The sequence below is a fragment of the Labrys sp. HAY1-8F genome (assembly GCF_056754975.1).
Window position 1 is genome coordinate 1 of sequence record NZ_JBPGWZ010000002.1, and the last position, 16,876, is coordinate 16,876.

Here is a 16,876-nt window from a genome sequence, read left to right on the forward strand (position 1 = left end):
GGCCTGATGCTGGAACGCCTGGAACGAGACGATCTCGTCTGGCTGAGCGAACTTGCGGCGCCATCGGTCAATAGGGGACATGTCCTCATCGGTATGCCGCAGGACCGGGGCGGTTTCATGCGTCGCCCGGCTACGGATGCCGAGGCGCAAGGGCTGCCCGCGGAAGCGGCCAGCCGTTTTCTGCCGGATGGGCGCCTGCTCGAAAGACTGGAGCCCGCCAACCCTTCTCTCTATCTGTTCGGAGCCGGCCATGTCGGTAGGGCGTTGATCCTGGCGTTGGCGCCTCTGCCGATCGATGTGGTCTGGTGCGATGCTCGGCCCGATGCCTTCCCGAGCCACGTGCCTCAGAATGTCGTGCTCCGCCGCGATGCGGAGCCCGGGCGGATCCTGGCCGGCGCGCCCGATCATGCACGCATCGTCGTCATGACGCATAGCCATGCGCTCGATCTTGCCATCGTTTCGACGGCCTTGGCAGCGGACCGCTTTGCCTATGTCGGTGTGATCGGCTCCCAGACTAAGCGAGCCCGCTTCCTCTCGCAATTGCGGCAAGCGGGCCTGACAGAGCGCCTGATCGAGGGCATGATCTGCCCGATCGGGGTGCCCGGCATCGAGGGCAAGGAGCCGGCAGTCATAGCGGCTTCCGTCGTGGCCCAGATCTTGCAGTTACCCCGTCAGGCCGGCAGCCAGATGCCGGTCCTGAAAGACGGCCGGCGGCAGGCCTAGAGCAAAGCGCGTTCACGCTTGAACGCGTGTTTGCCCTAGCGTCTCTGCTTCGATGCGTCTTTGCGATTCTTGGTGATTCCACTCAATCGCAAAACGCTTCGGTCCTGGTACGTCGCTGAGTTGGGGAAAAGCTGCGTCACCATGCCTGAACTCTTCGCATCTGCTCTATTTGCGCCTATGGATTGGGCACGTCCATGAATGTGGCAGCAATGGCAGACGCTCACACGCCCCTGATCGAAGCGAGGGGTATCGTCAAGATCTTCGGCGCGCTGAGAGCGAATGACGGTATCGATCTCAAGATCATGCCGCATGAAATTCACGCCTTGTTGGGCGAGAACGGCGCCGGCAAGTCGACCTTCGTCAAGATTCTCTATGGCCTGCTGCAGCCGAACGAGGGACAGCTCTACTGGCAAGGCGAGCCGATCCAGCTGCCGCGCCCGGCTGCTGCCCGTGCGATGGGCATCGGCATGGTGTTCCAGCATTTCTCGTTGTTCGACAATCTCAGCGTGGCCGAGAATGTCGCCCTGGCGCAGCCGCCGGGTACGAAACTGCGGGATGTCGAGGAGGGCATCGCGGCAGTATCAGCCGCCTATGGGCTGCCGCTCGAGCCGCGCCGGCCGGTGCATACGCTCTCGGTGGGGGAGAGACAGCGCATCGAGATCGTGCGCTGCCTGATGCAGAATCCCAAGCTCCTCATTCTCGATGAGCCGACCTCGGTGCTGACACCGCAGGAGGCCGACCAGCTCTTCCTCACCCTTGAACGCATCACCGGCGAAGGCAGGGCGGTGCTCTATATCTCCCACCGGCTGGAAGAGGTGAAGCGCCTATGCCAAACGGCGACCGTGCTGCGTCATGGCAAGCTGGTGGCGACCTGCGATCCGCGCCGGGAAACTGCCGCCAGTCTTGCTCGCATGATGGTGGGCGCTGACGTCGCCATGGTCGAGCATGGTCGCCTGGCCAATCGGGACGGGCCCGTACGTCTCGCGCTGAAGGGGCTGAATCTACCGGCCGAAGACCTGCATGGCACCGCGCTGAAGGATCTCACGCTGAATGCCCGGGGCGGCGAGATTCTCGCCATTGCCGGAGTGGCAGGCAATGGCCAGAGCGAACTCTTCGCGGCCATCTCCGGCGAGCGGACGGTGGAGCCCGAGGCCGTGGCCGTCGACGGCAAGCCGGTGGGGGGGCTTGGCGTCACCGAGCGTCGGCGATTGCGTGCCGCCTTCGTGCCGGAGGAGCGGCTCGGCCATGCGGCGGCGCCGCGCATGACCCTGTCGCAGAATGCGCTGCTGACCGGCCATGCCGCCAGCGGGCTGGTGTCATACGGTATGGTCGACATGCGCAAGGCTTCGGCCGAGGCAGTCAGGATTTCCGGCACGTTCGATGTGCGCAAGGGCAAGCCGGATCCCGAGGCCGGCTCGCTTTCCGGCGGCAACCTGCAGAAATTCGTGGTCGGCCGCGAGATGCTGCGCGAGCCCGGCGTGCTGGTGGTGAACCAGCCGACCTGGGGCGTGGATGCCGGTGCCGCCGCCCTGATCCGGCAGGCCCTGATCGATCTGTCGCGGCGCGGTGCGGCGGTGGTGGTGATCAGCCAGGATCTCGACGAAATCTTCGAGGTCGCCGACCATATCGCGGTCATCCATCATGGCCGGCTGTCGGCGCCGGAGCCCGTATCGACCATGACCCTCGAGCGGATTGGGCTGCTGATGGGGGGCGCCGATCATGCGGCTTGAACTCGAAAAGCGGGCCGAACGCTCTGTGGCGATGGCCCTGGTTTCGCCGCTCATCGCCATCCTGCTCACGGTGGTCTCGGCCGCCATCATCTTTGCGCTCTACGGCAAGGCGCCCGGCGAAGCGCTTTATGTCTATTTCATCAAGCCGCTGACCGGCCTGCGTACCGCCCAGGAACTGGTGGTACGCGCTACCCCCTTGGTGATCATCGCTGTTGGCCTGTCGCTCTGCTACATCTCCAATAATTGGAATATCGGCGCGGAAGGCCAGTACATCATCGGCGCAACGGTGGGCGGGGGCGTCGCCCTGTTGTTCCAGGGCCAGACGCCCTTTTATGCCGTGCCGCTCATCCTTATCGGCGGCATCGTCGGCGGTGCGCTCTGGGGCCTCATTCCGGCGATCCTGAAGACGCGCTTCAACACCAACGAAATCCTGACCAGCCTGATGCTGGTCTATATCGCGGACAAGATCCTCGATTATTGCGTGCGCGGTCCCTGGCGCGATCCGGCCGGGTTGAATTTCCCGCTGACCGCCAATTTCGACAATACGCTGCCGGCCCTGTTCCGGCGCAGCCCGATCCATCTCGATTCCATCTTCGCGCTGGTGGTGGTGGCCGCCGCCGCCGTGCTGCTGTGGCGCGGCCTCAAAGGGTTCGAGATCCGCCTCCTCGGGCAGGCACCACGCGCGGCCCTGTTCGCGGGCTTTTCGCCCCGGCGCATGACCTTGTTCGTCTTTGCCGTATCGGGTGGCCTTGCCGGCCTGGCCGGCATCAGCGTGGCCGACGGGACGATGGGGTTGCTGCAGCTTCCCTTTGCCAGCGGCTATGGCTTTACCGCCATCATCGTCGCCTTTCTCGGCCGGCTCAATCCGGTGGGCATCCTGTTATCAGGCCTGTTGCTGGCGCTGTCCTATCTCGGTGGCGAAGCGGCCCAGATCTCGCTCAAGGTGCCCATCGGCATCACCAGCGTCATCCAGGGCCTCCTGCTGTTCTACGTGCTCGCCTGCGACACGCTCATCCTCTACCGCATTCGCATCGTGCGCGGCGCAGTCAAGGTGGCCTGATGAATCTCACAGAAGCGATCATCCTCACCATCATCACCTCCTCGACGCCCTTCGTGCTGGCCGGCATCGGCGAACTCGTGGTGGAGCGCTCCGGCGTGCTCAATCTAGGGGTCGAGGGCATGATGATCATGGGCACGGTCTCAGGCTTTGCCATCGCCTACATGACCGGCAGCGCGCTGCTCGGCTTTCTTGCGGCGGTCCTGGCGGGCATGGTCTTCGCGGCGCTCTTTGCCTTTATGACCCTGGGGCTCGCCGCCAACCAGGTCGCCTCCGGCCTTGCTCTGACCATTCTCGGCCTCGGCCTGTCCGATCTCCTCGGCACCAGCTTCGTCGGGCTCAACCGGGCCAAGATCCCGTCGCTCGACATTCCCGGCCTGACCGATATCCCGGTGATCGGGCCTCTCCTCTTCGGCCAGGATGCCCTGGTCTATCTGTCGATCGCGCTGGTTGCCGCTGTCTGGTGGTTCCTTTATCGCAGCCGCAGCGGCCTGATCCTGCGGGCCGTCGGCGAAAACCATGTTTCGGCACATGCGCTGGGCTATCCCGTCAGGCTGATCCGCTTCGGGGCCGTGCTGTTCGGCGGGGCCTGCGCGGGCCTCGGCGGGGCCTATCTTTCCTTGGCCGACACGCCTTTCTGGGGCACGGGCATGACGGCCGGCCGCGGCTGGATCGCGCTGGCCCTGGTGGTGTTCGCGTCCTGGCGGCCCGGGCGGCTGTTGCTGGGCGCCTATTTCTTCGGTGCGATCTGGATCGGCAATCTGCACATGCAGGCGCTGGGTGGTTCGCTGCCGCATTGGCTGGTCTGGCCGCCGCAATTTTGGACGGGCCTGCCCTATCTTGCCACGGTGATCGTCCTGGTGATGATCTCTGCCGGCAAGGGGCGGCGCGGTGTGGCGCCAGCTTCGCTGGGCACTGCTTTTGTGCCTGATCGATAATTTTCGTTGGGCGCCGGGCATGGGCCGTGGCCCGGCGTTTCGATCCGTACGGCCCGCCATGAGGGGAAACTCTATGAAAAAAACGATATTGGCAGCCCTGGCCGTTTGCGGCCTCATGGCCGGTGCCGGGGTGACCTCGGCTAGCGCCGAGGAGAAGCTCAAGGTGGGCTTCATCTATGTCGGTCCGGTCGGCGATTTCGGCTGGTCCTACCAGCATGATGTCGGACGCAAGGCGCTGGTCAAGGCGCTCGGCGACAAGGTCGAAACCACCTATGTCGAGAGCGTACAGGAAGGCCCCGATGCCCAGCGCGCCATCGAGAACCTTGCCGATTCCGGTCACAAGCTGATCTTCACCACCTCCTTCGGCTTCATGGATCCCACCATCAAGGCCGCCAAGAACTTTCCGGACGTGAAGTTCGAGCACGCCACCGGCTTCAAGCGGGCCGAGAATGTCTCGACCTATGCCGGGCGCTTCTATGAAGGGCGCTATGTGGAGGGCGTGATCGCCGCCAAGATGTCGAAGAGCGGCATTGTCGGCTATGTCGCACCGTTCCCGATTCCCGAAGTGATCTCGGGCATCAATTCCTTCATGCGTGGCGCCCAGTCCGTACGCCCGGACATGAAGATCAAGATCGTCTGGACCTCGAGCTGGTATGATCCCGGCAAGGAAGCCGACGCTTCCAAGGCGCTGATCGCCCAGGGCGCCGACATCCTGGCGACCCATACCGACAGTCCCGCCGCCACCCAGGCCGCGGCCGACAAGGGTATCAACTCCTTCGGCCAAGACTCCGACATGATCGCCTTCGGTCCGAAGACCCAGCTCACCGCGATCATCAACCACTGGGACGACTATTACATCGAGCGCGCCAAGGCCGTACTGGATGGGACCTGGAAGTCTGAGGATACCTGGGAAGGGCTCGACAAGGGCATGGTCAAGATGGCGCCCTACACCAACATGCCCGACGATGTGAAGAAGCTGGCGGAGGAGACCGAGGCGGGCCTCAAATCCGGCAAGATCCACCCCTTCACCTGCCCCGTCGCGAACCAGACGGGCGAGACGGTGGAATGCAAGGGCGGCGACAAGCTCGATGCCTCGCAGATCCTCGGCATGAACTGGTACGTCAAGGGCATCGACGACAAGTTCCCGAACTGATTGGCCCGCCGCGCATGCAGGCTCTACACTTGCTCGCGCATAGCGGCCCACGACCTCTCCGGTCCCCCCAACAAAAGGGGACCGGAGCGGCGTTTTCTGTTAGGGACGGGCTAACCTTTCGGAATGCCCTCCTGACGAGACCGTACCACCCCATGCCATTTGACCATGCCAGGCTCGATGCCATCCCCTATCCCGTGTTCTTCCTGCCGACAGGGGAGGCGACGAGATGATCGAACGAGCAATGGCGTTGGGCCGCGAGGCCGAGAGCATGATCCGCGCGCTTGCCACGATCAGTGCCGAGGAAGGACGCCTGACGCGTCTCTATCTCACACCCGAGCATCGGCAGGCGGCGGATCTGGTGGGCCGCTGGATGACGGAAGCCGGATTGGAGGTCAGCGAGGACGCGCTCGGCACGGTGCGAGGCCGGTTGGCACCGTCTTCGGGAACGCGCAATGCCGTGCAGCGGCTGCTGATCGGCTCGCATATCGACACCGTGATTGATGCCGGCGCCTATGACGGCACGTTCGGCGTCATCGCTGGTATCCTGGCGACACGCGAGATCCTCCGCAAACATGGCGCCATGCCCTTCGGTATCGATGTCCTCGCCTTCGGTGACGAAGAGGGCTCCCGTTTTGCGACGACGTTGCTCGGCTCCGAGGCCGTCGCAGGGCACTTCGATCCGGCGGTTTTGCAGATCGAATCCAACGATGGCGTCAAGCTGGTGGATGCCTTGCGACTCTATGGCAAAGATCCGGACGCCATTCCCTCGGCCGCCTATGAGCCCGGCGAGGCGGCGGCTTATGTCGAGGTTCATATCGAGCAGGGCCCGGTGTTGGAAGAGGCCGGCGAGGGGCTCGGTGTCGTGACGGCTATCGCCAGCCAGATACGCTATTCAGTGACGGTAGTGGGCGAAGCCGGCCATGCCGGCACGGTACCGATGACACTGAGGCGGGACGCCTTCTCGGCCTGCGCCGAAATGGCGCTTGCGCTCGAAAACCTCGCCAGAAGCCATGCCGATGATTTCATGGTCGGCACCATCGGCAAGTTGAGCCTGTCGCCCGGCGCCTCCAACGTCATTCCCGCCCGCATCGTCTTTACAGTCGATCTGCGCTCGCAGAGTGACGCCAGGCGCGTTGAGGCGATGAACGTCTTGCGCAAGGAGTTCCTCGCCATCGCCGAACGGCGCGGCGTCTCGGTCTGGATCGAGCAGACCCATGAAGCCAAGGCGGAGCCCTGCGATCCTTTCCTGCAGGCCGGATTTGCCGCAGCGATCATCGCCCAGGGCAGCAAGGCGATCCACCTGCCGTCGGGGGCCGGGCATGACGCCCAGTCGCTGGCCGCCCTCTGTCCGATCGGCATGCTGTTCGTGCGTTGCCGCGGCGGCGTCAGCCATAACCCTGCGGAATTCACCTCGATTCGCGACATGGGGCTGGCGGTGACGGCTCTGATCGATTTCATCGAGAAGTTCGATCCAGCGAAAGCAGCCGCGGGCTGAGAAGGAGGCGTCCTTCTTTCTCAAATCACGGCCGATCATGCTGCGAACCGTCGCACGGTCGGGTTGGCCGACCACCGTCGGGGAACTCTCTGGATCGTCTGAATGCGCCGACATTCCTTCCAAGATGAGGAGGTTTGTCGCCTATGCCTCAGATTATCTATATATACTGATCTCCTGCCCGAATAGAATGATGAGATCTTTCCAGAGTTTGATCGCACGGACGGGAAGAGCGCAGCGATTGCAGGCACAGATCGGCATGCCCCCGGGCGGAAGCCGCAATTGTCATTTTGCCACTCTCCGCTTTGCCGTTTCGATGGTGTAGAAGCGCTCCCCTGAGGAGGGGACTTTGCAGGACAATTCAAGCAACGCGGCCGCAGCATCGACATCGCAGACGGGCCTCGCCCTGGTCATGCTCACATGCTCGATGGTTTCGGTGCAGCTCGGCGCGGCCCTGGCTCATCCCACCATGGCCGCCTATGGTCCTTTCGCCACCACCTGGGGGCGGCTGGCCTGGGCAGCGATCATCCTCGGCATCATCGTGCGGCCGGATCTGCGTCGCTATCACCGCCGGGATATTCTGGCTGCGTTGGCGCTGGGCGCGGTTATCGCGATGATGACGCTCTTCTTCTTCGTAGCAATCACCCGTGTGCCGCTGGGCCTGGTGGTTGCGATCGAGTTCCTGGGGCCGCTAGGCGTCGCGGCCCTCGGCTTTGCCCGCAGTTGGCGGCTGATCTGGCTGGTGCTGGCCTTTGGCGGCGTGCTCCTGCTGGTGCGAAACCAGGCGGGCTGGAGCGTCGACATGCTCGGCTTCCTGTTCGCGCTTGCCGCCGGCACCGGGTGGGCCGCCTATATTCTTTTGAGCAAGCGGATCGGCAAATCCTTCAAGGGGCTGGAGGGGTTGGCGATCTCCTTCGCCGCGGCAGCCCTGATATCGACCCCCTTCGGCCTGTACGAAACCGGTTTTGCTCTTCCCGGCGGCCTCGCCCTGCAGACGGTCGGCCTGGCCGTCCTGACGCCGCTCTTGCCCTATGCCCTCGAAATGATGGCCTTGAGGCGCCTGTCTTCGGCGACCTTCGGGATCTTGATGAGCGCCGAGCCCGGTATCGGAGCGCTTGCCGGCTATTTCGTCCTGCATGAGCCGCTCAGCCTGCAGCAGATCGGCGGCATCGTGCTGGTGATGATCGCCAGCGCGGGCGCTGTCATCAGCGCGCGGGAGTAGGGGCAGGTTGCTGGAGGCCCGCGAAACGCGCGAGGAAGGCGCGAAGCCGCTCGTTCGGCTGTTCGCTGAAGACGAGCGCGGGTGGGGCATCGATCACGATCTTGCCCTGATCGGTGAAAACAACTCTGTCGGCGACCTCCCGGGCGAATGCCATCTCATGGGTCACGAGGATCATGGTGCGCCCCTCGGCTGCCAGCTCGCGGACGACGCCGAGGACCTCGCCGACGAGTTCGGGATCGAGGGCGGAGGTGATCTCGTCGAGCAGCAACACCTTGGGTTCCATCGCCACGGCGCGGGCAATGCCGACGCGTTGCTGCTGCCCGCCGGAAAGCTGTCCCGGCATCGCATCGATCTTTGCGGACAGGCCAACGCGGCCGAGCCATTTCTCGGCGATGCTCCGGGCCTCGGCCTTGCTCTTGCCGCGCGACTTGATCAGGCCCAGCATGATGTTCTGGGCCGCCGTCAGATGCGGAAACAGGTTGAACTGCTGGAATACCATGGCGGCATCGACGCGTATATGGGCGAGTTCCCGCTCGCTACGCCGCCGCCGCTTGCCATTCGCTTCGCTGAAGCCGACTTCGACCCCGTCGATGCGGACGGAGCCCCCGTCATATTCCTCCAGGAAGTTGATGCAGCGCAGCAGGGTGGTCTTGCCGCTGCCGGAGGGACCGATGATGGCGATGACCTGGCCCTTCTCGACGGCGAGGTCGACGCCTTTCAGCACCTGCAGGGCCCCGAAAGATTTGGTGAGATTGGCAATCTCGATCACCGGCTGCGTTGCGGCATTTGACATGGCGGTTCTTCCGATCAGACGAAGCGCTTTTCGAGCCGGCGGCTCAGGGCAGAGAGCGGGAAGTTGATGGCGAAATACATCAGCGCGCCCAGCACATAGAGCGGCAGGGCGACATGGGTACGGCCGATCACCTGCTGCAGCGAGAGCAGGAGATCGACGATGCCGAGCAGCGATACGAGCGAGGAGCCCTTCACCGTATCGACCATGCTGTTGATGAAAGGCGGCAGGAAGCGTCGGACAGCCTGGGGAGCAAGGACATAGAAGAAGCGATCGAAGAGACCGAGGCCGATCGACTGGGCTGCCTCCGTCTGCCCTCTCGGAATGGCCTGAAAGGCGCCCCGTGTGATTTCGACGATCTGGGCCGACTTGAAGGCGGTGAGCGCTACGATCGCTGCCAGCAGGCTGGGCAGATTGATGCGCAACGCCGGCAGGCCATAATAGATGAAATAGAGCAGGACCAGGATCGGGACGCCGCGAACGAAATCCGCATAGAGCCGGATCGGCAGTCGTGCCCAGGCCGGCCCGAAGACCAGTGCGCAGCCGAGCGGAATGCCGATCAGCAGCGAAATCACGACCACAGCCGCGGACACGAAGAGCGTGGTCCACAGGCCGCCGAGCAGGAAGGGGAGTGCCTCGAACATCGTGGACATGGTGTCACCGGTTGATGGCATAGCGCCGCTCGGCCAGCCTCAGCAACAGGAGGATGGCGTAGCTGGTCACCAGATAGATGGGGGTCGCGAGCAGATAGACCTCGACGGTGCGGAACGTCTGTGTCTCGATCCAGCGCATGCCATAGGCGAGCTCGGGCACGGCGATGGCGGAGGCGATCGAGGTGTCCTTGAACAAGGAGACATAGGTGTTCGAAAGCGAAGGCAGGGCGATGCGCAGCGCCGTCGGCAGGCGAACGTGCCAGAGCACGCCGAAAGGTGTCAGGCCGATGCTCTTACCCGCCTCGATCAGCCCTTTCGGCACGGCCTCCAGGCCCGCTCGCAGCACCTCGACGAGATAGGCGCCCGAATAGACGGCGAGCGTGGCCACGAAGGAGGTCGTCGCCCCATATTGCAGGTCGATGGCGCTGGGGATGCCGTAAAAGACCAGATAGACCAGCAGCAGCAGCGGCACGTTGCGGACGAACTCGACATAGCCCCGGATCAGGGGGCGAGCCCAGCGCGGCCCGTCGAGCTGGACCAAGGCGAGGACCAGCCCGATGAGCATGCCGATTGCGATGGTCGCGGCCGCCAGTTCGATGCTCAGCAGCAGCCCTTCGAAGAGCTTGGCCGAATAGCGCCAGACGATGGCGAAGTTGAAATGATAATTCATCATGCCGAAGATCCAGCCATCACGCGCGACAGAGCCCTGGCATCGCCGGCCGGGATTGGCACCGAGGTGCGCCGGCGATGCTGTCGGGAATTTGCGGGAGGAGCTGGAGCCTAAAAGGTCGGCAGGCCGGGTTTGCGGGCCGGCGGGGTCAGGCCGAAATAGTCCTTCAGCGCCGCGTCATAGATCTCATTCTGGTGGCCATGGATCGCCACGCCAAAGGTGGTGTCGACGAAACGGATCCAGTCAGGGTCACCCTGGCGCACTGCGGCGCCATACAATTGGGCGTTCCAGGACTTGCCCGCGTCGAAATATTTGTCCGGATTGCGCTTGGCGAGCCACCAGACGTTGGAAAGGTCGACTGCGGCGGCGTCGACCCGCTTGGAATCCAGGGCGAGAACAACGTTGGGCTGGCTGTCGAGCTGCATCACGGTAGCCTCGGGCAGCACCTTCTTGACCGTTTCTTCGGCATCGACATTCTGCAGGATGGAGATGCGCGCCGCGGAACCCGCCTTGAGCAGGTCGTCGAAGGTCTTCTTGTCGCTGTCAGGCCGGGTGAGGAAGGCAACACCCTCGACATAATAGGGGCGGGAATAGGCGACGAGCTGGGCCCGGGCCGGCGAGATCGTCATGAACTGGATGACGACATCGACCTTGCCGGTGGTGATATTGGGGACGCGCTGGGCGGCATCCTGGCGGACGAATTCGATCTTGCTGGCATCATCGAACAGGCCTTTGGCCAAAATCTTGGCCATGGCGATGTCCATGCCTGCCAACTCGCCCTTTTCGTCCTCGAAATGCCAGGGCGCATTGGTGGAGCCGGTGCCGACGATGAGGTGGCCCCGATCAAGTATGGTGCGGAGCAGGCTGTCGGACGAGGCCTGGGCGGCTGCCTGCCGGGCGGAGCCAACGACGCTTGCCAGGGCCAGGCCACCGAGCAGGCCGCCCTTGACCAGATTCCGTCTGGTTTCGGCGAAGTCTTCCATAGTGCTGTACTCCCCGTTGTCTGGATGCTGTATTACATTATTATGTTATATTAGGCATAGTTATGGTATTAACGGTATCTGGGGGTGTCAAGATGGATGTCGGCCTGTGGCAGTGAGACGTCTCGGTTTCGGCGGAAGGGGAGCAATACAAAAAGCCCTGCACCGAGGCGGTGCAGGGCGGATTGCTGACCTGTCGCTGGAATGACGGGGGACGTTTCAGGGCTTGGGCGCCGGCTTTTTCTGGCCGTCGAGCGCACTCAGGATCTGCCAAGCGGCCTTGACCCGATCCGGTATGGGATAGTTCTTGTTGGCTAGGATCGCGATGCCGATGCCCTTGGCCGGCACATAGGCGACATAGCCACCGAAGCCGTTGGTGGAGCCCGTCTTGTTGAACAGCATGTCGCGCCGCGCTGGCTGTGGCGGTACGAGTTTGTGCGCCTCGTGCGGTTCGAAGGCCATCTTGGCTGAATTTCCGGCAAGCAGGCGCTCGAGCGTCGTCGGATAGCTATACATTTCCCATCCGAGGCCTTGCTGCATCACGCCTATCTTGTAGTAGCCTGCCTGCGTCGCGGCGATGGCACTCTGGAGCGTTTCGTCCAGCCGGGACCTATTCATATTGGCGTCGACGAAGCGGATGAGGTCTGTCGCGGTCGTCTTGATGCCATAGGCCTCTGCATCCATGGGGCCAGGCGACACCCGGACGGACCGGCCATCCTTGGTATAGCCGAGCGCATAGTCCGCCATCCGTTCCGGCGGCACCCGGACATAGGTATTGGAGAGGCCGAGCAGGTGCAGGATTTCTCCCTGCATGAGATCATCGAAAGGCTTGCCCATGGCCTGGGCGGCAAGATAGCCGAACAGGCCGATGCTCGGATTGGAATAGAGCCTGTGGGTGCCGGGCGGGAAGGCCGGACGCCATGCCTTGTAGTAGGCGATCATCTTGGTATCGTCGGTGATCTCGTCCGGAAACTGCAGGGGCAGCCCACCGGCCGTGTAGGTGGCAAGCTCGAGCAGGCTGACGCCTTCGAGGCTGCTGCCGACGAGTGCCGGCAATCTCTGGCCCGCCTTGTCCGACAGCGACAGGTCGCCACGCGCCACGCCATAAGCGCCAAGCGTGGCCGTGAAGGTCTTGCTGATCGAGCCCATCTCGAAAAGCGTATTGTCGGTGACCTTCTGCCCGCTCTCCTTCGAGGCAAGGCCGTAATTGAAGACGAATTGCTTGCCGCCGGCTGTGACGGCGATGGCCATGCCGGGGATTTTATCCCGCTCCATCAACGGCTTGATGGCGGCGTCGACGATTTGTTCGAGATGGCTCCGTTCGAGCGGTGTCTGGGCCGAGACCGGCTGGGCGGCAAGCATGGAGACTGCAAGCGCGGATGCGGCAATCATCCGCCTGCGCAACGTCAACGAGTTCATTCCCAACTCCATTTTTCGGGGATGTGTCCTGAGGAGGCCTGAGCCGCCAGCATTTTTATATGCTGTCGACCGCTGCCTGCTGGGACTCCGGATAGGAGCAAATCCGGCTGCCGCCAAACGATGAATATTTGGATTTGGTATGAGAAAATCTTAGCCTTGAGACATGGCAATGCTTGCCGCGGCACTCCAATTGGCTGCGGGATATAAGTTTACCTTTTGGGATTGAGATGAGAAACCGGGAGTCCCTGCCTCTGGAAATGCTGGGACCCCATCGACTCCGATCGGTGCAAGACGGTGACGATTTCAGCCGGCTTGAATCAGGCTTTCAGGCTAAGTGCATGCTCGCTCTTCGACGGCCGGTTTTGCAAAAGCAATGATGCCATCTCGGCAGCGCCAGGGCTTGCCACCTGCTGTTGTCAGACTGCGATGCCGTGCAGGTCGTAGGCGTCCGAGCGCTCGATCTTCACCGTGACGATGTCGCCGACGCGCAGCGGGCGGCGGCTGGCGACGTAGACGGCGCCGTCGATCTCCGGCGCGTCGGCCATGGAGCGTCCCTTGGCGACGGTCGGTCCGGTCTCGTCGATGATGACGGGCAGGCGCTTGCCGACCTTGTTCTTCAGCTTGCGGATCGAGATCTGCTGCTGGGTTTCCATGAAGCGGCGATGGCGCTGCTTCTTCACCTCGTCCGGCACCGGCATCAGGCCGAGGTCATTGGCGGTGGCGCCGGCCACGGGCTCATATTCGAAGCAGCCGACACGATCGAGCTGGGCTTCGCGCAGCCAGTCGAGCAGCAGTTCGAAATCCTCGTCCGTCTCGCCGGGGAAGCCGACGATGAAGGTCGATCGCAGGGTGATGTCGGGGCAGATCTCGCGCCATCTATGGATGCGCTCCAGTACCTTCTCCTGGTTGCCGGGGCGACGCATCGCCTTCAGCACTGTGGGGGAGGCATGCTGGAAGGGGATGTCGAGATAGGGCAGGATCTTGCGTTCCGCCATCAGCGGGATGACGTCGTCGACATGCGGGTAGGGGTAGACATAGTGCATGCGCACCCAGACCCCGAGTTCGCCGAGAGCCTTCGATAGATCGAGGAACTTCGCCTTGAGCGGCTCGCCCTGCCAGGTGCTTTCGGCATAGCGGATGTCGACGCCATAGGCGGAGGTGTCCTGACTGATCACCAGCAATTCCTTGACGCCGGCCTTCACCAGCTTCTCGGCCTCGCGCATCACGTCGGCGGCTGGGCGGGAGACAAGATCGCCGCGCAGCTTGGGGATGATGCAGAAGCTGCAGCGATTGTTGCAGCCCTCGGAAATCTTCAGATAGGCGTAGTGGCGCGGCGTGAGCTTGAGGCCCTGCGGCGGCACCAGATCCGTGAACGGATCATGGGCAGGGGGAGCCGCTCTGTGCACCGCTTCGACCACCGTCTCATATTGCTGCGGGCCGGTGACGGCGAAAACGTTGGGGAATTTTTCCAGGATCGGATCGGGTTCGGCGCCCATGCAGCCGGTGACGATCACCTTGCCGTTCTCGGCCATGGCATCGCCGATGGCGCCAAGAGATTCCGCCTTGGCTGAATCGAGGAAGCCGCAGGTGTTGACGATGACGAGGTCGGCGCCCTTGTGGTTGCGGGTGATGCCGTAGCCCTCGGCCCGGAGCTGGGTGAGGATGCGCTCGGAATCGACCAGGGCCTTGGGGCAACCCAGCGAGACATAGGAGACCGTCGGGGCCGTCTTGCCGTCCGCCGTCTCTTGCGCTGCTTCGATCACCGCCATGTCCGCTGTCCATCCTGTCCGTGAAACGCGTTCCTTTGCGCCAAGACGGGCCGGAATGCAATTGCGGAGTGGGCATGGCTGACCAACGGCCGATCATTTGGCGCTTCGATCTCCCGGCCGACAGGAAGGCACGGCCGTACGAGAGGGAGCGATCGGAGGGCCGATCTTCGGTTCGCCTACTTGAATCGCAAGGCCGGCTCCCGGGACGATCTGGGGATCGGCACTTCAAAACGAATGGTCCGACTTTCTCCTTGACAACCCAACCAACTTTGAAAAATAGTCAGATGTCAGACCAATTTTAGATCGCCATCCGGAAACCCGATTTGCGCTCGCCGTCAGTCCAGGGACTTGCTCCGCTGCCATCCGCCGATCGGGCGGATGATGTGATGCGTGCGATCGGCCATTTCATCGCCACCTCCGGCATCAGGCCGGGCGAGCGCCTACCGACCGAACGGCAGCTGATGCAGACCCTGGCGGTCGGCCGTTCCACGGTACGGGAAGTCATCCGCAAGCTGCAGGCCTTGGGTGTGGTTGAGTCCCGTAAGGGCAGCGGCACCTATCTCAAACGGGCGTTCTCGGCCGACGCCATCCATATGCCCCTGGTGATCGATGCCACCTTGCTGCGCGACCGCTTGCTGCAGACATTGGAGGTTCGGCGCGGGCTCGAAACCGAGGTGAGTGCGCTCGCTGCCCTCCGGGCAACGCCCGAGGACCTCGCCGTCATCGAGACCAAGCTCGACATCATGGAGGGGGTGCATCTGGAGAAGGGTACCTCCGGCCCCGAAGACCTCGCCTTCCATCTCGCCATCTATGATGCCAGCCACAATCCTTTGTTCGGCCAGCTCTTGGAGCGCATGCGGGAGGCTTTCGAGAGCTTCTTCGACGAGCCGTTCGATCGGCCGGATTTTGCCCGTCGCTCTTTTCGTTTTCATCGCGAGCTCTTCGACGCCATCGTCCGGCGTGATCCGGAGACGGCCCGTTTGAAGACGCTCGCCATTCTCGAAATTGTCGAAGAAGACATCAAGGACATGTCCAAATGACTGACCATCGGATGACCGAGGCCCAGATGAAGGAGGCCCAGATGACGGAGGTTTGGGCCGACTTCGACTATGCCAGCCTCGTCGTCGCCCATGACGATACTCACGCCTTCGAGGCCGTGGTGCCGCCTATCGTGCAGACTTCGCTGTTCACTTTTTCCAGCTTCGAGGAGATGGCGGCGACCTATCGCGGCGAGCAGGTGCGCCCGGTCTATTCGCGCGTCGGCAATCCGACCACGCGGCTGTTCGAGCAGAAGATCGCCGAGCTGGAGCGCACAGACGATGCCATCGGTTTTGCCAGCGGCATGGGTGCGATTTCCTCCAGCGTGCTGGCCTTTCTCGAGCCGGGCGACCGCATTGTCTGCGTGCGCCATGTCTATCCCGATGCCTATCGCCTGTTCGAAACTCTGCTGAAGCGCTGGAAGGTCGAAACGGTCTATGTCGATGGCCGTGACGCCGATGCGGTGGCGGCGGCGCTGCCGGGTGCCAAGCTGCTCTATTTGGAGAGCCCGAACAGCTGGATGATGGAGACGCAGGACATTCCCGCCCTCACGACCCTGGCGCGCAACCATGGGGTGATCAGCATCATCGACAACAGCTGGGCTTCGCCGGTATTTCAGCAGCCGGTACGCCTCGGCGTCGACCTCGTCGTGCATTCGGCTTCCAAATATATCGGTGGCCATTCGGACGTGGTTGCCGGGGTCGTGGCAGGGCGCAAGGAACTCGTCGAGATCATCCGGCGCACCATCACGCCCTATCTCGGCGCCAAGCTGGCCCCGTTCGAGGCCTGGCTGCTGCTTCGCGGTCTGCGCACGCTGCCGACGCGCATGAAGGCGCACGAGGCGGCGGGGCTGGCCGTGGCGCGCAAGCTTGGCGAGTTGCCCGAAGTGGTAGCGGTCCATCATCCAGGCCTCGGCAACAGCCTGCCACCGGGATTGAGTGGTACTTCGGGCCTGTTTTCCTTCGAATTCGACGACAGTGTCGACATTCCCGCCTTCTGCAACGCCCTGCGCCTGTTCAAGATCGGCGTGAGCTGGGGCGGGCATGAAAGCCTGGTGGTGCCGGCCCTGGTCGGACGCGGCCAGAATGCCGGCCCCAATTCGGCCGTCGATTTCGGTGTGCCCGAACGCATGGTGCGGCTGCATGTCGGCCTTGAGGGCGTGGATGCGCTCTGGGGCGATATCACCCAGGCGCTATCAGCTGCGAAGAGATAGGGCGAGCCCGGACGCAATCCGTCGGAAGG

The 16,876-nt window shown here is 63.1% G+C and carries 15 protein-coding genes; 9 read left to right on the forward strand and 6 right to left on the reverse strand.

Annotation, left to right across the window (positions count from 1 at the left end; all coding sequences use genetic code 11):
* From xdhC to ACR9ZN_RS08845, 7 genes are all read left to right on the forward strand, one after another.
* The coding region (gene xdhC, locus ACR9ZN_RS08815; protein WP_481271986.1) for a xanthine dehydrogenase accessory protein XdhC at window positions 1–723 on the forward strand (723 nt) is incomplete at its 5' end.
* A gap of 209 nt (window positions 724–932) precedes the next feature.
* Window positions 933–2,453, forward strand: coding sequence for an ABC transporter ATP-binding protein (locus tag ACR9ZN_RS08820; RefSeq protein ID WP_441772480.1), 1,521 nt, complete (start codon window positions 933–935; stop codon window positions 2,451–2,453).
* Window positions 2,443–3,513, forward strand: coding sequence for an ABC transporter permease (locus tag ACR9ZN_RS08825; protein WP_434956087.1), 1,071 nt, complete (start codon window positions 2,443–2,445; stop codon window positions 3,511–3,513). Before ACR9ZN_RS08820 ends, ACR9ZN_RS08825 begins: the two co-directional genes overlap by 11 nt.
* Entirely contained in the window at window positions 3,513–4,448 is a 936-nt protein-coding gene (locus ACR9ZN_RS08830; RefSeq protein ID WP_434956088.1) for an ABC transporter permease, read from the forward strand. Before ACR9ZN_RS08825 ends, ACR9ZN_RS08830 begins: the two co-directional genes overlap by 1 nt.
* Before the next feature lie 73 nt (window positions 4,449–4,521).
* On the forward strand, window positions 4,522–5,601 hold the full coding sequence (locus ACR9ZN_RS08835; protein ID WP_481271987.1) for a BMP family ABC transporter substrate-binding protein: 1,080 nt from the start codon (window positions 4,522–4,524) through the stop codon (window positions 5,599–5,601).
* Between the two features lie 226 nt (window positions 5,602–5,827).
* Entirely contained in the window at window positions 5,828–7,096 is a 1,269-nt protein-coding gene (locus tag ACR9ZN_RS08840; RefSeq protein ID WP_481271988.1) for an allantoate amidohydrolase, read from the forward strand.
* Between the two features lie 346 nt (window positions 7,097–7,442).
* Window positions 7,443–8,315: an EamA family transporter gene (locus ACR9ZN_RS08845; protein ID WP_441772476.1), complete on the forward strand. Its 873-nt coding sequence runs from the start codon at window positions 7,443–7,445 to the stop codon at window positions 8,313–8,315.
* Here ACR9ZN_RS08845 and ACR9ZN_RS08850 read toward each other — a convergent pair.
* The 6 genes from ACR9ZN_RS08850 to rimO form a co-directional block, all read right to left on the reverse strand.
* Complete coding sequence (locus ACR9ZN_RS08850) at window positions 8,299–9,108, reverse strand: amino acid ABC transporter ATP-binding protein (RefSeq protein ID WP_454813692.1); 810 nt, start codon at window positions 9,106–9,108, stop codon at window positions 8,299–8,301. The two genes, ACR9ZN_RS08845 and ACR9ZN_RS08850, sit on opposite strands and share 17 nt — an antisense overlap.
* Before the next feature lie 14 nt (window positions 9,109–9,122).
* Complete coding sequence (locus ACR9ZN_RS08855) at window positions 9,123–9,758, reverse strand: amino acid ABC transporter permease (RefSeq protein WP_434956093.1); 636 nt, start codon at window positions 9,756–9,758, stop codon at window positions 9,123–9,125.
* Between the two features lie 4 nt (window positions 9,759–9,762).
* The gene (locus ACR9ZN_RS08860) at window positions 9,763–10,431 is read right to left on the reverse strand and encodes an amino acid ABC transporter permease (protein ID WP_434956094.1); all 669 of its coding nucleotides are present in this window, start codon (window positions 10,429–10,431) and stop codon (window positions 9,763–9,765) included.
* Between the two features lie 107 nt (window positions 10,432–10,538).
* Window positions 10,539–11,411, reverse strand: a complete 873-nt coding sequence (locus ACR9ZN_RS08865; RefSeq protein WP_434956095.1) for a transporter substrate-binding domain-containing protein — start codon at window positions 11,409–11,411, stop codon at window positions 10,539–10,541.
* Between the two features lie 216 nt (window positions 11,412–11,627).
* A complete protein-coding gene (gene ampC, locus ACR9ZN_RS08870; RefSeq protein WP_481271989.1) occupies window positions 11,628–12,827 on the reverse strand; it encodes a class C beta-lactamase in 1,200 nt (399 codons plus the stop codon).
* Window positions 12,828–13,243: 416 nt separating this feature from the next.
* A complete protein-coding gene (gene rimO / locus ACR9ZN_RS08875) occupies window positions 13,244–14,596 on the reverse strand; it encodes a 30S ribosomal protein S12 methylthiotransferase RimO (RefSeq protein WP_441772471.1) in 1,353 nt (450 codons plus the stop codon).
* A gap of 386 nt (window positions 14,597–14,982) precedes the next feature.
* Between rimO and ACR9ZN_RS08880 the strand changes: the two genes are divergently transcribed.
* Window positions 14,983–15,636, forward strand: coding sequence for a FadR/GntR family transcriptional regulator (locus ACR9ZN_RS08880; RefSeq protein WP_454813695.1), 654 nt, complete (start codon window positions 14,983–14,985; stop codon window positions 15,634–15,636).
* A gap of 41 nt (window positions 15,637–15,677) precedes the next feature.
* Entirely contained in the window at window positions 15,678–16,847 is a 1,170-nt protein-coding gene (locus tag ACR9ZN_RS08885) for a PLP-dependent transferase (protein ID WP_481274336.1), read from the forward strand.
* The last annotated feature ends 29 nt before the right edge of the window (window positions 16,848–16,876 follow it).

What these genes read in the sequence shown, in the direction of transcription:
- ACR9ZN_RS08830 (WP_434956088.1), top strand. Translation starts at nt 3,513, where the DNA reads ATGAATCTCACAGAAGCGATCATCCTCACCATCATCACCTCCTCGACG.
- rimO (WP_441772471.1), bottom strand. Translation starts at nt 14,596, where the DNA reads ATGGCGGTGATCGAAGCAGCGCAAGAGACGGCGGACGGCAAGACGGCC.
- ACR9ZN_RS08840 (WP_481271988.1), top strand. Translation starts at nt 5,828, where the DNA reads ATGATCGAACGAGCAATGGCGTTGGGCCGCGAGGCCGAGAGCATGATC.
- ACR9ZN_RS08860 (WP_434956094.1), bottom strand. Translation starts at nt 10,431, where the DNA reads ATGATGAATTATCATTTCAACTTCGCCATCGTCTGGCGCTATTCGGCC.
- ACR9ZN_RS08820 (WP_441772480.1), top strand. Translation starts at nt 933, where the DNA reads ATGGCAGACGCTCACACGCCCCTGATCGAAGCGAGGGGTATCGTCAAG.
- ampC (WP_481271989.1), bottom strand. Translation starts at nt 12,827, where the DNA reads ATGAACTCGTTGACGTTGCGCAGGCGGATGATTGCCGCATCCGCGCTT.
- ACR9ZN_RS08855 (WP_434956093.1), bottom strand. Translation starts at nt 9,758, where the DNA reads ATGTCCACGATGTTCGAGGCACTCCCCTTCCTGCTCGGCGGCCTGTGG.
- ACR9ZN_RS08865 (WP_434956095.1), bottom strand. Translation starts at nt 11,411, where the DNA reads ATGGAAGACTTCGCCGAAACCAGACGGAATCTGGTCAAGGGCGGCCTG.
- ACR9ZN_RS08850 (WP_454813692.1), bottom strand. Translation starts at nt 9,108, where the DNA reads ATGTCAAATGCCGCAACGCAGCCGGTGATCGAGATTGCCAATCTCACC.
- ACR9ZN_RS08885 (WP_481274336.1), top strand. Translation starts at nt 15,678, where the DNA reads ATGACGGAGGTTTGGGCCGACTTCGACTATGCCAGCCTCGTCGTCGCC.
- ACR9ZN_RS08835 (WP_481271987.1), top strand. Translation starts at nt 4,522, where the DNA reads ATGAAAAAAACGATATTGGCAGCCCTGGCCGTTTGCGGCCTCATGGCC.
- ACR9ZN_RS08825 (WP_434956087.1), top strand. Translation starts at nt 2,443, where the DNA reads ATGCGGCTTGAACTCGAAAAGCGGGCCGAACGCTCTGTGGCGATGGCC.
- ACR9ZN_RS08880 (WP_454813695.1), top strand. Translation starts at nt 14,983, where the DNA reads ATGCGTGCGATCGGCCATTTCATCGCCACCTCCGGCATCAGGCCGGGC.